At 69.8% G+C, this 16955-nt stretch carries 15 protein-coding genes; 9 read left to right on the top strand and 6 right to left on the bottom strand.

Annotated features, from left to right (window positions below):
* The first annotated feature begins 51 nt into the window (after positions 1–51).
* Entirely contained in the window at positions 52–822 is a 771-nt protein-coding gene (locus AC0N04_RS02060; protein ID WP_474278110.1) for a type III pantothenate kinase, read from the top strand.
* 5 nt (positions 823–827) lie between these two features.
* Here the strand turns inward: AC0N04_RS02060 and AC0N04_RS02055 are convergent, their stop codons facing one another.
* Positions 828–1703, bottom strand: a complete 876-nt coding sequence (locus tag AC0N04_RS02055; protein WP_474278108.1) for a potassium channel family protein — start codon at positions 1701–1703, stop codon at positions 828–830.
* 166 nt (positions 1704–1869) lie between these two features.
* Here AC0N04_RS02055 and AC0N04_RS02050 point away from each other — a divergent pair, with 166 nt between their 5' ends.
* Positions 1870–3021: a GGDEF domain-containing protein gene (locus AC0N04_RS02050; RefSeq protein WP_474278106.1), complete on the top strand. Its 1152-nt coding sequence runs from the start codon at positions 1870–1872 to the stop codon at positions 3019–3021.
* Here the strand turns inward: AC0N04_RS02050 and hslU are convergent.
* The 5 genes from hslU to AC0N04_RS02025 all read right to left on the bottom strand — a co-directional run bounded on the left by hslU (position 3004) and on the right by AC0N04_RS02025 (position 8769).
* Complete coding sequence (hslU, locus tag AC0N04_RS02045) at positions 3004–4338, bottom strand: ATP-dependent protease ATPase subunit HslU (RefSeq protein ID WP_474278104.1); 1335 nt, start codon at positions 4336–4338, stop codon at positions 3004–3006. The two genes, AC0N04_RS02050 and hslU, sit on opposite strands and share 18 nt — an antisense overlap.
* 5 nt (positions 4339–4343) lie before the next feature.
* A complete protein-coding gene (gene hslV / locus AC0N04_RS02040) occupies positions 4344–4892 on the bottom strand; it encodes an ATP-dependent protease subunit HslV (RefSeq protein WP_474278102.1) in 549 nt (182 codons plus the stop codon).
* A gap of 136 nt (positions 4893–5028) precedes the next feature.
* Positions 5029–6789, bottom strand: a complete 1761-nt coding sequence (locus AC0N04_RS02035) for an STAS domain-containing protein (protein ID WP_474278100.1) — start codon at positions 6787–6789, stop codon at positions 5029–5031.
* Between the two features lie 52 nt (positions 6790–6841).
* A complete protein-coding gene (gene dksA, locus AC0N04_RS02030) occupies positions 6842–7603 on the bottom strand; it encodes an RNA polymerase-binding protein DksA (protein ID WP_474278098.1) in 762 nt (253 codons plus the stop codon).
* A 125-nt stretch (positions 7604–7728) separates the two neighbouring features.
* On the bottom strand, positions 7729–8769 hold the full coding sequence (locus tag AC0N04_RS02025; RefSeq protein WP_474278096.1) for a CobW family GTP-binding protein: 1041 nt from the start codon (positions 8767–8769) through the stop codon (positions 7729–7731).
* Between the two features lie 132 nt (positions 8770–8901).
* Here AC0N04_RS02025 and AC0N04_RS02020 point away from each other — a divergent pair, with 132 nt between their 5' ends.
* From AC0N04_RS02020 to AC0N04_RS01990, 7 genes are all read left to right on the top strand, one after another.
* Complete coding sequence (locus AC0N04_RS02020) at positions 8902–9813, top strand: HlyC/CorC family transporter (RefSeq protein WP_474278094.1); 912 nt, start codon at positions 8902–8904, stop codon at positions 9811–9813.
* The gene (lnt, locus tag AC0N04_RS02015; protein ID WP_474278092.1) at positions 9810–11321 is read left to right on the top strand and encodes an apolipoprotein N-acyltransferase; all 1512 of its coding nucleotides are present in this window, start codon (positions 9810–9812) and stop codon (positions 11319–11321) included. The genes AC0N04_RS02020 and lnt overlap by 4 nt, the downstream gene beginning before the upstream one ends.
* Before the next feature lie 115 nt (positions 11322–11436).
* A complete protein-coding gene (glyQ, locus tag AC0N04_RS02010; protein WP_474278090.1) occupies positions 11437–12387 on the top strand; it encodes a glycine--tRNA ligase subunit alpha in 951 nt (316 codons plus the stop codon).
* A 5-nt stretch (positions 12388–12392) separates the two neighbouring features.
* Entirely contained in the window at positions 12393–14531 is a 2139-nt protein-coding gene (glyS, locus tag AC0N04_RS02005; protein ID WP_474279042.1) for a glycine--tRNA ligase subunit beta, read from the top strand.
* Positions 14532–14547: 16 nt separating this feature from the next.
* Complete coding sequence (gmhB, locus tag AC0N04_RS02000) at positions 14548–15132, top strand: D-glycero-beta-D-manno-heptose 1,7-bisphosphate 7-phosphatase (RefSeq protein WP_474278088.1); 585 nt, start codon at positions 14548–14550, stop codon at positions 15130–15132.
* Between the two features lie 6 nt (positions 15133–15138).
* Entirely contained in the window at positions 15139–15906 is a 768-nt protein-coding gene (locus AC0N04_RS01995) for a lysophospholipid acyltransferase family protein (RefSeq protein ID WP_474278086.1), read from the top strand.
* A 54-nt stretch (positions 15907–15960) separates the two neighbouring features.
* Positions 15961–16875, top strand: coding sequence for a M48 family metallopeptidase (locus tag AC0N04_RS01990; RefSeq protein WP_474278084.1), 915 nt, complete (start codon positions 15961–15963; stop codon positions 16873–16875).
* Positions 16876–16955 lie beyond the last annotated feature (80 nt).

The raw sequence follows: 16955 nt of genomic DNA, 5'->3' as shown, positions 1-16955 counted from the left end.
TTTTCCCCGGGGGGTGTGGCGGGGCGGTGCTCGCTGTTACGCTCGCTGTCCATGAGTTTCATGGCGATCGACATCGGCAACACCCGCCTCAAGTGGGCCCAGTACGCCTCGCCGCAGCCCGGCGCCGCGTTGCTCGCCCATGGCGCCGTGTTTCTGGAGACCATCGACGAGCTGGCCGAGAAGGACTGGCGCGCGCTGACGCCGCCCGCCAGCATGCTGGGCTGCGTGGTGGCCGGCGAGGCGGTCCGGCGCCGTGTCGAGGAGCAGTTGGAGCTCTGGGACCTGACCCCGCGCTGGGTCGTGTCCACCGCCCGCGAAGGCGGGGTCATCAACGGCTACGACCATCCGGCCCGCCTGGGTGCCGATCGCTGGGTGGCGATGATCGGCGCGCGTGGCCACGTGACGGCGCGGGGGCCGGCCCGGCCGGCGCTGGTGGTGATGATCGGCACCGCGGTGACCGTGGACGCGATCGACCGTCAGGGGCATTTCCTGGGCGGCCTGATCCTGCCGGGCCACGGCATCATGTTGCGCGCGCTGGAAAGCGGCACCGCCGGGCTGCGCGTGCCGACCGGCGAGGTGATGCCGTTTCCGGCCAACACCTCCGACGCGCTGACCAGCGGCGGCACCTATGCGATCACCGGCGCCATCGAGCGCATGCGCCGCCACCTGATGGAGCGCAGCGGCGGCGAGTCGCCGCTGGTGCTGATGACCGGCGGCGCCGGCTGGAAGGTGGCGCCGTACCTGGACGTGGCGCATGAACTGGTCGAGACGCTGATCTTCGACGGCCTGCTTCAGGTGCAGGCGCACCGGCTCGCGCTGTAGCCGGATCAGCCTTGCGGCGGCGGCGACGGCGACTCGGGCGGGGTCGGTAGGCCCTGCGGCGTCGGTGCGGTGTCCGCCAGCGGCCTGCCGAGCTCGCGGCGCAGCGCCGCCAGTTCGTGCCGCACCGAGGCCACCTCGTGGCGGACATCGTGCAGGATTTCGACCTCGATCCGGCGCTCCTCGGTTTCGACCCAGCTGGTCGCGATGGCGGCGGTGACCAGCGACAGCACGCCATAGCCCAGCAGCACCACGAAGACCGAGAAGATCTTCGACGCCTGGGTGGTGGGCACCAAGTCGCCGTAGCCGACGGTGGCGGCCGTGGTGAAGGCCAGCCAGACGCCGTCCGCGAAGGTGTGGGCGCTGGGCTCCAGCCACCAGAACCCCAGTCCGCACGCGCCCAGCACCCCCAGGGCGACGAGCAGCATGTACGCCAGGCCGCCGCGGGTGATCAGGTGCTGCAGCGACCAGACCATGCGCAACAGCGTCAGGAAGGCCACCAGCAGACGGAAGTCCAGTGCGAGCGGCCAGGACTGGCTGGGCGGCAGCAGCGCGGCGCCGACGAGGCCGACCGCCAGGATGATGTCGGTCCGGTTGGCCATCACATGGTCGACCGGCCCCCGGGTCTGGCTGGCCACATGCAGCAGTGCGGCCAGCACCGCCAGCGCACCCGCCAGGTAAGCGGCGCTCGCCCACCGCGACGGGGTGGCTTGCAGCATCTCGGCGTAAAACGCCGGAATGGTCACCAGCAGCGCGATCAGCACCGGCCAGCGCCAGCGCCGCTCGGCCTGGACGGCGGCGTGACCGTCGCGCGGCGCCAACGCCAGGCCCCAGCGTGAAGGACGGCGGACAAAGGTATGCGTGTCGAGGGTCCAGCGTGACATCGGCGCAGGCTATCGAATGCAGGCAGGGCCTGTTTGACAACTATCAATCGTGGACGGCTGCGCGCTTTGGGGGGTTTTGATCGCCTGCCGGATTCGTCACCCCGCCACGGTCGCGTATGCTGCACCAAAGATGGGCGTCATGGCCGTCCGCTGCGCCGTGTTCCCGATGACCTTCACACGTCCCGATCCGCTCGAACTCGATTCGCTGCGCCACCTCTGGTCCTGGATCCGGGTGGGCGCGCGGCCCGAAGACAGCGCCAGCCTGCGACGCAAGCTGGTTCAGGTCAACGCCGGCGCCGCGCTGGCGATCCTGATCATCCTGGCCTACAACCTGGCCTTCCTGGTCAGCGGCAACGCGGCGTTGATGCGGTCCGGCCTGGCCCAGCTGGCCTTTGCCGCGCTGTTGCCGATGGTCTGGTGGCTGAACCACCGGCGCCAAATTCTCTGGGCCCGCTGGTGCCTGTTCGCGGTCGTGATGGTGGACGCCGTGGCGGCGATCGTCGCGGGCCAGGGGACCGTCACCCACGTCCACCTGTACTTCATCGTCTTTGCGGTGTTGACGCCCACGCTGTTCGCGATCGAGCAGTTGCGCAGCCAACTGGTCTGCGTGGCGGCCAATCTGCTGCTGTACGCGGCGTTCGAGGCGCTGGGCTGGCCGCCGCACCCGGCCCTGGCGAGCCTGAGCCCGCGGTGGGTCGAGGCGATCACCTTGTCGATCATGCTGTCCTGCGGGCTGACCGCGGTGCTGATGGGCTTTCTGACCGAGCTGGCCTCGGCCGACAACGAGCGCCACCTTCAGCGGCTGGCAGCGACCGATGTGCTGACCGGCCTGCCCAATCGGCGCCATTTCATGCAGATGCTGGCCACCGAGGCCAGCCGCGCCGGCCGCAGCGGGCAGACCCTGGCCGTGGCCATGGTCGACATCGACCATTTCAAGCAGGTCAACGACCGGTTGGGGCACGAGGGCGGCGACCGGGCACTGGAACGGGTGGCTCGCGTCGCGCAGGCCACCGTGCGGCCCTACGACGTCGTGGCACGGGTCGGCGGCGAGGAGTTCGCGATCCTGCTGCCGGCCACCCATGCCGACGAGGCGGTCCAGGTGGCCGAGCGGTTCCGCGCCATGCTGGCCGGCGACCGGTTCGAACACCAGGGCCAGAGCCAGCCGCTGACCGCCAGCGTCGGGGTGGCCGTCCTGCATCCTGGCATGCCACCCGACCTGGCCCTGAGGCAAGCCGACGAGGCCCTCTACCGTGCCAAGAGCGCGGGCCGCAACCGGGTCACGCTGACCGGCCGCGAGAGCTCACAGGATGTAGCGTGACAAGTCCTCGTTGCGGGCCAGCGCACCGAGTTTGGCCGACACCGCGGCCGCGTCCAGCGTGACGGTCTGGCCGGCGAGCGCCGGTGCGTCGAAGCTGATCTCGTCGAGCAACCGCTCCATCACCGTGGCCAGCCGCCGCGCGCCGATGTTCTCGGTGCGCTCGTTGACCTCGAACGCCACCTCGGCCAGCCGGCGCACGCCGTCGGCGGGAATGTCCAGCGACACCCCCTCGGTGGCCAGCAAGGCCTGGTACTGCCGGATCAGGTTGGCGTGGGTGCTGGCCAGAATGGCCTCGAAATCGTCCACGCTCAGCGGCTGCAACTCGACGCGGATCGGAAATCGTCCCTGCAGCTCGGGAATCAGGTCGCTGGGCTTGGCCAGATGGAAGGCGCCCGACGCGATGAACAGCATGTGGTCGGTCTTGACCATGCCGTGTTTGGTCTGCACCGTGGTGCCCTCCACCAGCGGCAACAGATCGCGCTGCACGCCCTGGCGCGAGACATCGGCGCCCTGGGCACTGGCGCGGGTCGCGACCTTGTCGATCTCGTCGATGAAGACGATGCCGTTCTGCTCGGCGTTGTGGACCGCCCGCTGGCGGATCTCGTCCTCGTTGACCAGCTTGGCCGCTTCCTCGTCGGTCAGCGCCTTGAGCGCATCGGCGATCGTCAGCTTGCGGCTCGTCTTCTTGCCGCCGCCCAGCTGCGAGAACAAGCCCTTGAGCTGATCGGCCATGTCCTCCATGCCCGGCGGGGTGACGATGTCGACGCTGGCCTTGGGCTCGGCCAGCTCGAGCTCGATCTCCTTGTCGTTCAGGCTGCCTTCGCGCAGCCGCTTTCGCATCACCTGGCGGGCGGTGTTGTCCGGTGCGGTCGCCGACAGGCCGCTGTCGGCGACCGCGCTCCGCGGCGGCGGGACCAGGATGTCCAGCACCCGGTCCTCCGCCGCGTCTTCGGCGCGCAGGCGCGAGCGCTTCAGCGCGGCGTCGCGCTCCTGCTTGACGGCCACCTCGATCAGGTCGCGCACGATGGTGTCGACGTCCTTGCCGACGTAGCCGACCTCGGTGAACTTGGTGGCCTCGACCTTGATGAACGGGGCATCGGCCAGTTGCGCCAGGCGGCGCGCGATCTCGGTCTTGCCCACGCCGGTGGGGCCGATCATCAGGATGTTCTTGGGCGTGATCTCCGACCGCAGCTTCTCGTCGACCTGCTGGCGCCGCCAGCGGTTGCGCAACGCGATCGCCACGGCCCGTTTTGCATCCTGCTGGCCGACGATGTGGCGGTCGAGTTCGGAGACGGTTTCCCGGGGAGTGAGGCTCATGGTGGTCAATCCAGTGTCTCGATGGTGTGGTGCTGGTTGGTGTAGATGCAGATGTCGCCGGCAATCTCCAGCGATTTCTTGACGATCTCCGCCGCCCCCAGTTCGGTGTGGGCCAGCAGCGCACGCGCCGCGGCCTGGGCATAGGCGCCGCCCGAGCCGATCGCCACCAGGCCGTATTCGGGCTCCAGCACATCGCCGTTGCCGGTGATGATCAGCGACGCCTCGCGATCGGCCACCGCCAGCATCGCCTCCAGATTGCGCAGCACCTTGTCGGTACGCCAGTCGCGCGTCAGCTCGATGGCGGCGCGCACCAGGTGGCCGGAGTGCTTTTCCAGCTTGGCCTCGAAGCGCTCGAACAGCGTGAACGCGTCGGCCGTGGCGCCGGCAAAGCCCGCCAGCACCTTGTCGTGGTGCAGCTTGCGCACCTTGCGCGCGCTGGCCTTGACGACGATATGCCCTAACGTGACCTGGCCGTCGCCGCCCAGGGCCACCTGCCAGCCGGCGGCCGTCTGCCGGCGCACGCTGAGGATGGTCGTGCCGTGGTAAGAATCCATGCTGTCTCGAGGTTGTCCTGGGGAGATTGTGCGTTGGTCGCGGCGGCCGGCCCGGCGCAGGGGTGTCGGACGGCGCTGCCGCGGAGGTGGGCGACCTGATGCGTACCGGGTCGCCGGCGCGCGTCCGGCGCTGCGTTCAGGCCTGGCGCAGGTGTACCGGCGCGTGCTCGGTGATGCCCATGGCGCCGAACATCAGCGCCACCAGCCGGTGAACGTCGACGAAGCTGATGTGCCGGCCTTCGCCCTGGCGGGCAATGATCCAGTTCAGCAGGTCGCCGGCGGCGATGAAGTCCACCCGGATCAGCAGCGCGCAGTTGATCCGGACCAGCGGCGCACCGCCCAGCTTGCCATCGAGCGCGCCGAGCACGGGCGATATGTCGCCCGACAACTGCCCCGACAACTCGAGCGACGTGATCGTCAGGCCGACCGTGTCCGCGCCGCTGCCGTGCACCGTGGTCGTGGCCTCGCCGATCACCGAGAGCGCGGCCGCCCGCGTGTTGGCCGCGGAGCCGCCCACGCGCGCGACGCAGCGGGTCGGCTCCCAGCTGGGGGGGGAGACCTCGTAGGTGACGCAGTAGTCGATCGCCGCTTCATCGAACTGGTCCGGGCGATTGATCAGGCGCAGCGCTTCCAGGCGGGCCAGCCAGTAGCCCGGGTCGGCGTCACGCACACCGACCGGGGCGCTGTCCTGCAGCACGGCGAACAGCCGGTCCGAGGCCAGCCAGCGCATCTCCAGCGCTTGTCCCGCCCACTGCCGCAACTGGTTGCGCAACTGGTTGACGGCGTCCGCCTCGATGTCCTGGAGCGCGGTCCAGTCCAGCACCCACGGCAGCGGCAGCTGCAGGGTCTGCGACACCAGCCCGGTGACAGCCTCGGCGTCCAGCCGGGCCGGGCAGATCCAGCCGACCTCGCTTCCCTGCGCCGCCCGCCCGACCCCGCCGGAGGTGGCTTCGGCCACCAGGCGAGGCAGCGAATACCACTGCGGCGGCGAGGTCTGGAAGCATTGCCGGTACTCGGTGGCCAGCGCCTCGAAACGCGGCTGCTGGCCGGTGGCGCGATACAGGTCGAACAGCGTCAGCCAGGTTTCCTGATGCGGGTGGCGGGCGCCTTGCGGCGCGACGAGATTCACCAGCGCGCGCTCGCTGTGGATGAAGTCGGCGTTGGCGAAGGCGATCACCGCCTCGTCCAGTTCATGATCGTGAACGGCTTCCGAGACTTCGACCGAGGCCAGCGGCGGCGGCGGCGCTGGCAGCGCCTGGGCGAGCGTGGCCGGAACCGGATCGGTGAGGGTCGGCGGCACCGTGGCCGTGCCGCGCGGAGAGGCGGCCTCCCTGGGCATCATCAGCATCGGCCGCGTGCCCTCGTCGAAGGCTTCGCTGTTCATGTCGGCCGGGACGGTGGCGGCGTCGCCCGTTGCCAGCCCGACGCGCCGGCTGACCGCCGCGAGCAGCCCCGGCCGCGACGGCGGTGCGACCCGCTTGGCGGGCGGTTGGGCCGCCGCCGCACGGGCCCCTGCCGGCGTCGCATAGGGGCTGCCTCCGACCATCTGGCGTTCGATGGCATCGATCTTGGCCTTCACGCCGCTGTCGCCCGGGCCGGGAGGCTGGGTGGCGCGGACGTCTGAGTCGTCCAGGGCCGACGAGGCCTCCAGTCCGGCCGCCTGCTCGGGCGTCAGGCCTTCGCGCCGGATGCGGCGCAGCATGTTGAGTTCGCGTTTGCGGACGAAGTCGTTGCGCCGCTTGCGCTCGATCATCGCCTTCAATTCGGCCTTCTCGGCGTCGGCGAACTGGCTGGCGCGGCTGTCGGCCGCGCCGCTGCCGATCAACTCGCGCGCCGGTTGGGCCACCAGCTTGACCATGCGGCGCAGGACGCCGTCGCCTTCATTTCCGGTGGCCATGGGGTACTGCGGGTCGGTGGCGGGGGAGGCCGGTGTGGACGGGTCCGACGACTCAGTCGCCGAACATCTTCTGCTTGAGTTCGCGCCTTTGCTGGGCTTCGAGCGACAAGGTCGCCGTGGGGCGGGCCAGCAGGCGACCGAGTCCGATCGGTTCGCCGGTTTCGTCGCAGAAGCCGTAATCACCGGCGTCGATGCGGGTGATCGATTGCGAAATCTTCTTCAGCAGCTTGCGCTCGCGATCCCGGGTGCGCAGCTCCAGCGCATGCTCTTCTTCGATCGTGGCACGGTCCGCCGGGTCGGGAACGATCGAGGTGTCCTCGCGCAGGTGCTCGGTGGTTTCACCGGCGTTGGACAGCAGATCGTCCTTCAAGGCCTGCAGCCGGGCGCGGAAGAACTCCAGCTGCTTCTCGTTCATGTACTCGGCGTCCGGCATGGCCAGCAGTTCGGCCTCGGTCAGGTCGCGGCCGGCCTTGGTCTTCCAGGCATTGGCGAGCTTCGGGTCCGCCTTGGCGGCGGGCTTCAGTGCATTCATGGGTTCGGGATAGGTCCGGGTCGAGGGCTTCGGGGGGGAAAAACGGTCGGCAAAGCTGGCGGTGGACGGCGTGGGCGCCGGTGCCGCGGCCGCCTGGCTGCCAACTTTAGTGGGCGCGGCCTTGCTCGGGGTGGGCGTCTTGCTGGCGGGGGCGGCCTTGGGCGCCTTTTCCGGGGCAGATGTCACGCCCGCCTTGGCGGCTGCTTTGACGGGGGCCGCGGCGGCCTTCTTGGTGGCCGCCGGGGCGGGGGGGGGCGCGCTCTTGGCCGGGGTCTTGCTCACGTTGGTCTCCTCACCACGTCGCACGGTAGAGGGGCGTTATACCCCCGTCCGACGATGGCTTGTGGTGTCGCCACCACGTCGGGCGCGCGGATTGTAGCCATGGCGGGTATGGATTGCTGCGCGACTCAGGCGATGCAGCCCTCAAGGCCTTGCAGCAGGATCTCGCGCGGCAGGTCGATGCCGATGAACACCATCTTGCTGAGCTTGGGCTCGCCCGGCGCCCACTTCGGGCCCAGGTCGCTGCCCATCAACTGGTGCACGCCCTGGAAGATGACCTTGCGGTCGCTGCCCTTCATGTTCAGCACGCCCTTGTAGCGCAGCATCTTCGGGCCGTAGACCTGGACGATGGCGCCCAGGAAATCTTCCAGCTTGGCAGGCGACAAGGCCTTGTCGCTGCGGAACACGAACGACTTGACGTCGTCATCGTGGTGGTGATGGTGCGGGTGGTCGCAGTGCTCGCCGTGTTCATGATCGTGGTCATGGTCATGATGACCGCCGTCGTCGGCATTCAGGAACTCGGGGTCGATGTCGAGCTTGGCGTTCAGGTTGAAACCCTTGAGGTCGAACACGCTGGCGATGGGCACCTCGCCGAAATGGACCCGGTGCTGCGGCGCACGCGGGTTCATGTGCTTGAGCCGGTGGCCCAGCGCCTGCAGCGACGCTTCGTCGACCAGGTCGGCCTTGCTGATGAAGATCTGGTCGGCGAACCCGACCTGGCGGCGCGCTTCCTGGCGGGTGTCGAGCTGGCTGTCCGCGTGCTTGGCGTCGACCAGGGTCAGGATCGAGTCCAGCAGGTAGCTTTCGGCGACCTCATCGTCCATGAAGAAGGTCTGGGCCACCGGGCCCGGATCGGCCAGGCCGGTGGTTTCGATCACCACGCGCTCGAAATCCAGCTCGCCCTTGCGCCGGCGTGCCGCCAGATCGGCCAGCGTGGCGCGCAGATCCTCGCGGATGGTGCAGCAGACGCAGCCGTTGCTCATCTGGATCACCTGCTCCTGGGTGTCGGCCACCAGGATGTCGTTGTCGATGTTTTCCTCGCCGAATTCGTTCTCGATGACCGCGATCTTGTGGCCGTGCGTCTCGGTCAGCACGCGCTTGAGCAGGGTCGTCTTGCCCGAGCCCAGGAAGCCGGTGAGGATGGTGGCGGGAATGAGGCCGTTGGACATGGTCTTGCCGATCGAAGGTTGAGTCAGCCAGCGCGGCGGGCGCTGTGCAGGGGCGCGACTCTGGTGCAAGCCGCATACCCTGTCAAGGGGATCGGGTATTCTTGCCGCTTCTCCACTGCAGGCACCCCCGACGTGTCCGAACCCCAGTCCGGCAGGCCGCCCCGAGGCGGCCGCCCCCCTGCCCACCGCAGTCCGGTGGCTGCCGCCGCGGATCGACGCAGCCTGTTCGAGCGCGTGGTCGAGTTCATTTCCCCCGGGCCCGATTCCAAGGCGGAATTGCTGGCCACGCTGGCCGAGGCCGAGCAGCGCGAGGTGATCGAGCCGCAGTCGCGGGCGATGCTGGAAGGTGTGCTGCGCATGGCCGACCAGGTGGCCGGCGACGTGATGGTCGCCGCGCCGCGCATGGACGTGCTCGACATCGATGCGCCGTACGACGTGCTGCTGGCCACGGTGATCGGCACCGGCCATTCGCGCTTTCCGGTCACCGAGGACGGGCGGGACAACATCATCGGCATCCTGATGGCCAAGGATCTGCTGAAGTTGCAGCGCTCGCCCGAGCTCAATCTGCGCACCTTGCTGCGGCCGGCCGTGTTCGTCCCCGAATCGAAGGGGCTGAACGAGTTGCTGCGCGATTTCCGCTCCAACCGCAACCACCTGGCGATCGTGATCGACGAGTTCGGCACCACCGCCGGGTTGCTCACGATCGAGGACGTGCTGGAGGAAATCGTCGGCGAAATCGAAGACGAGTTCGACGACGCCGACGCCGAGAGCGGCATCTACACCCTGGCCGATGGCAGCCACCGGGTGGCGGGCGACGCCGACATCTCGGCCGTCAACGAGGCCTTCGGCACCCAGTTGCCGCTGGCCGATTTCGACACCATCGGCGGCCTGATCGCCCATCGACTGGGCCATGTGCCGCGGCGCGGCGAGACCGTCGAATGCGGGCCGCTGGCCTTCACGGTGATGCTGACCCGGGGCGGGGCGGTGCGCTGGTTCCGGGTCCGGCCGGTGCCTGCCGACCAGGTGGGCGACGGCGCTTCGTGAGTCGCGCCCGGGTCGGCTGGCCGCGCCGCAGCAGCGTCCTCGCGGGCGGGGCCATGGCGCTGGCCGGTGCGCTGCACACCGCGTCGTTCGCGCCGCTGGGCCTGTGGCCGCTGCAGATCGTCGCGGTTGCGGCGCTGGTCTGGGCGCTGGCCGAGGCCGCGCCCGGGCAGGCGGCCTGGCGGGGCTGGTGCTTCGGCGTCGGCTGGCTGGTTTCGGGACTGTGGTGGCTCTACATCAGCCTGCACGATTACGGGCTGATGCCGGCCCTGCTGTCCGGTGCCGCGGTGCTGCTGCTGGCGGCGGCCCTGTCGCTCTACCTGGCCGCCGCGATGGCCTGGTACGCGCGCACCCGCTGCGGCCGGCCGCTGGCCGACGGCCTGCGCTTTGCCGCCTGCTGGCTGCTGGCCGAACTGGCGCGTGCGCAGTGGTTCACCGGCTTCCCGTGGATCGCGTCCGGCTACGCCCACACCGACGGCCCGCTGGCCGCGCTGGCGCCCTGGGTGGGCGTTTACGGCATCGGGGCGGTGGCGGCGCTCTGTGCGGCGGCGCTGGCCGCGGTGCTGCGGCGCGAGCGCGCCGGCGGGTTGGTGCTGTTGGCCTTGGCCTGGCCGTTGCTGGCGCATGGGCTCCCGGATGCGTTCACGCGCCCGGCCGGCTCGTTGCGCATCAGCCTGCTGCAACCCGACGTGCCCCAGGACGTCAAGTTCGACCCGGACCGCATCGCCGCCAACATGCAGGCGCTGGCCGCCCAGCTCCATGCCGCCACCGGCACCCTGGTGGTGACCCCGGAGTCGGTGCTGCCGGTGCCGCGCGATGACCTCGCTGCCGGCTACTGGCAGCAGCTGACGGCGCCGTTCCGGGGCGGCCGGCAGGCGGCGCTGATCGGCACCTTCCTGGGCAACGACGACGCGGGTTACGTGAACTCGATGGTCGGCGTGGCACCGGCGGCCTCGCCCGATTACGCCTACGGCAAGCGCCACCTGCTGCCCTTCGGCGAGTACGTGCCCTGGGGCTTCCACTGGTTCGTCGACCTGCTGCAGATCCCGCTGGGCGACCAGGCCAACGGCCGCAACGAGGCTTCTTTCGAGGTCGCCGGCCAGCGCGTGCGACCGCTGATCTGCTACGAAAACCTGTTTGGCGAGGACTTCGCCACCAGCCTGGTCGGCCCGCAGGCGGCCACGGTGCTGGTCAACGCGAGCAACCTCGCCTGGTTCGGCCGCCACATGATCCAGGATCAGGACCTGCAGTTCTCGCGCATGCGCGCACTCGAGTTCCAGCGCCCCCTGGTGCGCGCCACCAACACCGGCTCCACCGCCGCGGTGGACGCCCAGGGGCGGGTGATCGCCCGCCTGGCGCAGGAGACCCGAGGCACGCTGGACGTCAGCGTCGAAGGCCGCATCGGCGCCACCCCCTATGCCCGCTGGGTCAGCCGCTGGCGCCTGTGGCCGCTGTGGTGCGTGGCGCTGGCCCTTGGCCTGGGGCTGCCGAGGGGCCCCAGGCGGCGCTGAGGACGCGCCGCCATCCCGGCTGCGCCCGTAGAATGCATGGTTTGCCCGAACCCTGGCGACGGCCCCAAGCCCCGGCGCCTGTTGCGCTGCCTTGCCAGCCTGCCGCCCTTCGCCCATGCTCACCTTCCAGCAACTCATTCTTCGCCTGCAGGACTACTGGGACGCCCAGGGCTGCGCGCTGCTGCAACCCTATGACATGGAGGTGGGCGCGGGCACCAGCCACACCGCCACCTTCCTGCGTGCGATCGGCCCCGAGCCCTGGAAGGCCGCCTACGTGCAGCCCAGCCGTCGGCCCAAGGACGGCCGCTACGGCCAGAACCCGAATCGCCTTCAGCACTACTACCAGTACCAGGTGGTGCTCAAGCCCGCCCCGGCCAACATCCTGGAGCTCTACCTCGGGTCGCTCGAAGCGCTGGGTTTCGACCTGAAGAAGAACGACGTTCGCTTCGTCGAGGACGACTGGGAGAACCCGACGCTCGGCGCCTGGGGCCTGGGCTGGGAGGTCTGGCTCAACGGCATGGAGGTGACCCAGTTCACCTACTTCCAACAGGTGGGCGGCATCGACTGCAAGCCGATCACCGGCGAGATCACCTACGGCCTGGAGCGCCTGGCGATGTACCTGCAGGGCGTCGAGAACGTCTACGACCTGATTTACGCCAAGGGCCAGAACGGCGCGCCGGACCTGAAATACGGCGACGTGTTCCTGCAGAACGAGATCGAGCAGAGCACCTACAACTTCGAGCACAGCGACGTCGAGTTCCTGCTGCACGCGTTCGGCGCGCACGAGAAGCAGAGCACGCACCTGATGGCGCAGCAACTGGCGCTGCCGGCCTACGAGCAACTGCTCAAGGCGGCCCACAGCTTCAACCTGCTCGACGCACGCGGTGCGATCAGCGTCACCGAACGGGCGGCCTACATCGGCCGCATCCGCACGCTGGCCCGGGCGGTGGCGCAAAGCTACCTGGACAGCCGCGCCCGGCTGGGCTTCCCGATGGCGCCCAGATCCTGGGCCGACGAGGTCACGGCCCAACTGGCCGCCAAGGCCGCGAAGAAAGAGGCGGCATGAACGAGATGAACGCGAATCTGCTGGTCGAACTGTTTGTCGAGGAACTGCCGCCCAGGGCGCTCAGGAAGCTGGGCGACGCCTTTGCGGCCGCGCTGGCCGGCAGCCTGAAGTCCCAGGGTCTGGCGGCCGCCGACGCGACCGTCACCCCCTTCGCTTCGCCGCGCCGGCTCGCCGTCCACGTGGCGCACGTGGCGGCCAAGGCGGCCGACCGCGCAGTGCAGCAAAAGCTGATGCCGGTGGCCGTGGCGCTCGGCGCGGACGGTCAGCCGACGCCGGCGCTGCTGAAGAAGCTCGCGGCGCTGGGGGCCGATGCCTCGGCCATCCCGCAGCTCAAGCGCGCTCCCGACGGCAAGGCCGAAGCCTTGTTTCTCGACAGCCTCGTGCCCGGCGCAACGCTGGCCGAGGGCCTGCAGAAGGCGCTCGACGAGGCGCTGGCCAAGCTGCCGATCCCCAAGGTGATGACCTACCAGCTGAGCGATGGCTGGGGCGATGTGAAATTCGTGCGTCCGGCCCACCGGCTGGTCGCGCTGCATGGCGAGCACGTGGTGCACGTGCAGGCCCTGGGCCTGACGGCCGGCCGCGAGACGCAGGGCCATCGTTTCGAGGCCAGCGTGCCGGTGGTCAGCATCGAGAGCGCCGACACCTATGACCGGCAGCTGCGCGAGCAGGGGGCGGTGATCGCCGGCTTCGACGCCCGGCGCGCCGAGATCGAGCGCCAGTTGCAGGCCGCGGCGGACGCCCATGGCCTGACGCCGATCGACGACGTCGCCTTGCTCGACGAAGTGACCGCCCTGGTCGAGCGTCCTAACGTGCTGGCCTGCCAGTTCGAAAAGGCCTTCCTCGACGTGCCCCAGGAATGCCTGATCCTGACGATGAAGGCCAACCAGAAGTACTTCCCGCTGCTCGACGCCGCCGGCAAGCTGACGAACCAGTTCCTGATCGTCAGCAACATCCGCCCGGCCGATGCGAGCGCGGTGATCGGCGGCAACGAACGCGTGGTGCGGCCGCGCCTGGCCGACGCCAAGTTCTTCTTCGACCAGGACCGCAAGAAGCGCCTGGTCGAGCGCGTGCCGGGCCTGGCCAAGGTGGTCTACCACGGCAAGCTGGGCACGCAGGGCGACCGCAGCGAGCGGGTGCGGCGCATCGCCCACGAGATCGTCAAGCAACTGCGCATGGCCGTGCTGCCCTACACCGTGCTGGCACGCGACGAGCTGGACGTGCTCGACAGCAAGGTGCAGGAAGCCGCCACGCTGGCCAAGACCGATCTGTTGACCGACATGGTCGGCGAGTTCCCCGAACTGCAAGGCGTGATGGGCGGCTATTACGCGCGCCATGAGGGCCTGCGCGACGGCGTCGCGATCGCGATCGAAGACCATTACAAGCCGCGTTTCGCCGGCGACGCGCTGCCGCGCAACCACACCGGCACGGTGGTGGCGCTGGCCGACAAGCTCGAAACCCTGGTCGGCTTGTTCGGCATCGGCCAGCTGCCCACCGGCGACAAGGACCCGTTCGCGCTGCGCCGCCACGCGCTGGGCGTGATCCGCATCCTGGTCGAGAAGAACCTGTCGCTGGAGTTGCCCGAGCTGCTGGCAGCCGCCGTGCCGGTGTTCGGCGAGTTGATCACCGACCCGCGCCCGGCGCTGGCGGCCTTCCTGCATGACCGGCTGGCCGTCTCCTTGCGCGATCAGGGTTACAGCGCGCAGGAGGTCGACGCGGTGCTGGCGCTCGCGCCGGCGCGACTGGGCGACGTGCCGCGCCGGCTGGAGGCGGTCCGCGCCTTCGCCGCGCTGCCGGAGGCCGCCTCGCTGGCGGCCGCCAACAAGCGGGTGGCCAACATCCTGAAGAAGGCGGACGGCGAGGCGCCGCCCAGCGTCCGGCCCGAGTTGCTGAAGGAACCCGCCGAGCAGCAGCTGGCCGCCGCGCTGGCCGCGGTGCAGCCGGAGGCCGACGCGCTCTTTGACGCCCACGACTACGCCGGCTCGCTGCGCGCGCTGGCCGTGCTCAAGGCGCCGGTGGACGTCTTCTTCGATGCCGTGATGGTCCATGCCGACGACGCGGCGCTGCGCCACAATCGGCTGGCGCTGCTGGCCCGCCTGCACGCGGCGATGAACCGCGTGGCCGACCTGTCGAGGCTGGCGAACTGATGTCTTTGAAGCCACCATGCAAGCGCCGAAGCTGATCATCCTGGGCCGCGACGGCATCCTGAACCGGTTCCGCGAGGATCACGTCAAGGATCCGAAGGAGTGGGAGCCGATTCCCGGCGCACTCGAGGCCGTCGCCCGCCTGAACCACGCCGGCTGGCATGTGGTGGTGGCCACCAACCAGGCCGGCATCGGCCGCGGCATGATCGACATGGCCTCGGTCAACACGGTGCACCAGCACATGGTCAAGCTGCTGGCGGCCAAGGGCGGGCGACTGGACGCGGTGTTCTTCTGCCCCCATGCCCCGGAAGACCATTGCGACTGCCGCAAGCCGGCGACCGGCATGATGCGCGACATCGGCCTGCGCTACGGTGTCGATCTGAAGAACGTGCCGATGGTGTGCGACACGCTGCGCGATCTGCAGGCTGCCCAGGCGGCAGGATGCCCGCCGCATCTGGTGCGCACCGGCCGGGCGGCCGAAGTCACCGACGCCGAGCTGGCGCAGTGGCAGCAGGCGGTGCCCGCCACGGTCGTCCATGCCGACCTGGGGGCTTTCGTCGAATTCATGAATCGCCGCGACGCCCTTGCCCGGGCCGAGGGCTGAGCCGCGATGCGCAAACTGATCTGGGCGCTGCGATCTGCGCTGTTTTTCGGCTGGCTGGCCTTGACCGTGATCCCCTGGGCCACGGCCGTGGTGCTGGTGTCGATCTTCGTCAAGGGCACGCCGCTGTACTGGATGTGCGTGGGCTGGCTGAAGCAGTCGATCTGGGCCGCACGCTGGATCTGCGGCGTGCGCTGGCGGGTGCAGGGCATGTCGAATGTGCCCAGCGCGGCCGACGGCCAGGCCGCCGTGCTGCTGGCACCCAAGCACCAGAGCACCTGGGAGACCTTTGCGTTCCCGATGCTGATGCCGCATCCGCTGGCCTATGTGTTCAAGCGCGAGTTGCTGTGGATCCCGTTCTTCGGCTGGGCGATCGGCAGCCTGGACATGGTGCACATCGACCGCAGTCGCCGCTCGGAAGCCTGGCGCAAGGTCGCCGAGCAGGGGCAGCGCATCATGGCCAAGGGCAGCTGGGTGATCATGTTCCCGGAAGGCACGCGCACGGCTCGCGGCGAGCAGGGCGACTACAAGTCCGGCGCGTCGCGCCTGGCGATCACGGCGGGCGTGCCGGTGGTGCCGATCGCCGTCACGTCGTCGCGCTGCTGGCCGCGCAAGAGCTTTCTGCTGCGGCCCGGCGTGATCGACGTGTCGATCGGTGCGCCGATCGCCTCGGCGGGCCGGCGGCCCGATGAGTTGATGCGCGAGGTCGAGGCCTGGATCGAAGCCGAGATGCGCCGGCTCGACCCCGATGCCTACGGGACGCCCGCCAGCGCCTGAATCGGCGCATCCGTCGTTCCCGCGTCCCGGGCGACCGTCTTAGAATCTGCCCCCATGCCCTCCCGGCGCGCCGCAGTCATCGCCCCCCTCCAGTTGTCCTTGTTCGACAACCCGGCACTGACGCCGGCGGCCGGCGCACCGCATCGCCCACCGGGCCTGGCGCCGGCGCCGCAGGCCGGCCCGCCAGAGGGGACCCAGGCGCCGCAAGCCCTGGACTACCGCCACGTTCGTGGCGACCGCGAGATCCGCCTGGGCGAGTGCCGGGTGTCCTACCTGCTGCGGCGAGCGCGTCGCAAATCGATCGGCTTCTCGGTCGGTCCCGAGGGCCTGGCCGTGGCGGCCCCGCGCTGGGTCGGCCAGGGCGACATCGACGCGGCCCTGCGCGAGAAGGCCGGCTGGATCCTGCGCAAGCTCGCCGAGCAGCGCGACCGCAGCCGGCGGCTGGAGGCCGCGCGGGTCGAGTGGCGCGACGGCGCCAGCCTGCCTTTCCTGGGCGACACCGTGATCGTGGTGCTGGACCCGCGGGTGGCCGGGGCCGTCCTCAACAGCGACGCGCAGGCCTTGCCCGGCATGCCCCGGCTGACCTTGCACGTCGGCTTGCCGCAGCAGGCCGAAGCGGCGCAGATCCGCGACGTGGTGCAGAGCTGGTTGCAGCGCCAGGCCCGGCGCATCTTCGAAGAGCGATGCCAGTGGTTCGCGCAGCGCCTGAACGTGCGCGTGACCCGGCTGTCGCTGAGCTCGGCGCAGACCCGCTGGGGCAGCGCGTCGGCCGACGGCTCGGTGCGCCTGAACTGGCGGCTGGTGCATTTCGGTCCGTCGGTGATCGACTACGTGGTGGCGCACGAACTGGCGCATTTGCGCGAGATGAACCACAGCCCGGCCTTCTGGGAAGTGGTGCGGTCGGTGGTGCCCGATTACCAGCATCTGCGCGGCAGCTTGCGCAGCGAGTTGCTGCCGGTCTTCGACTGAGCCGCCGGCCGGCCCGGTGCCGCCATGGGACGGCCATCGGACCGGCAGCCGCACCACACGCCTGGGCACTTTGCTACGGT

Source organism: Ideonella sp. sgz306126, assembly GCF_056032705.1.
The sequence above is the reverse complement of the archived record's forward strand: the minus strand, read 5'-3'. Positions and strand labels throughout refer to the sequence as shown.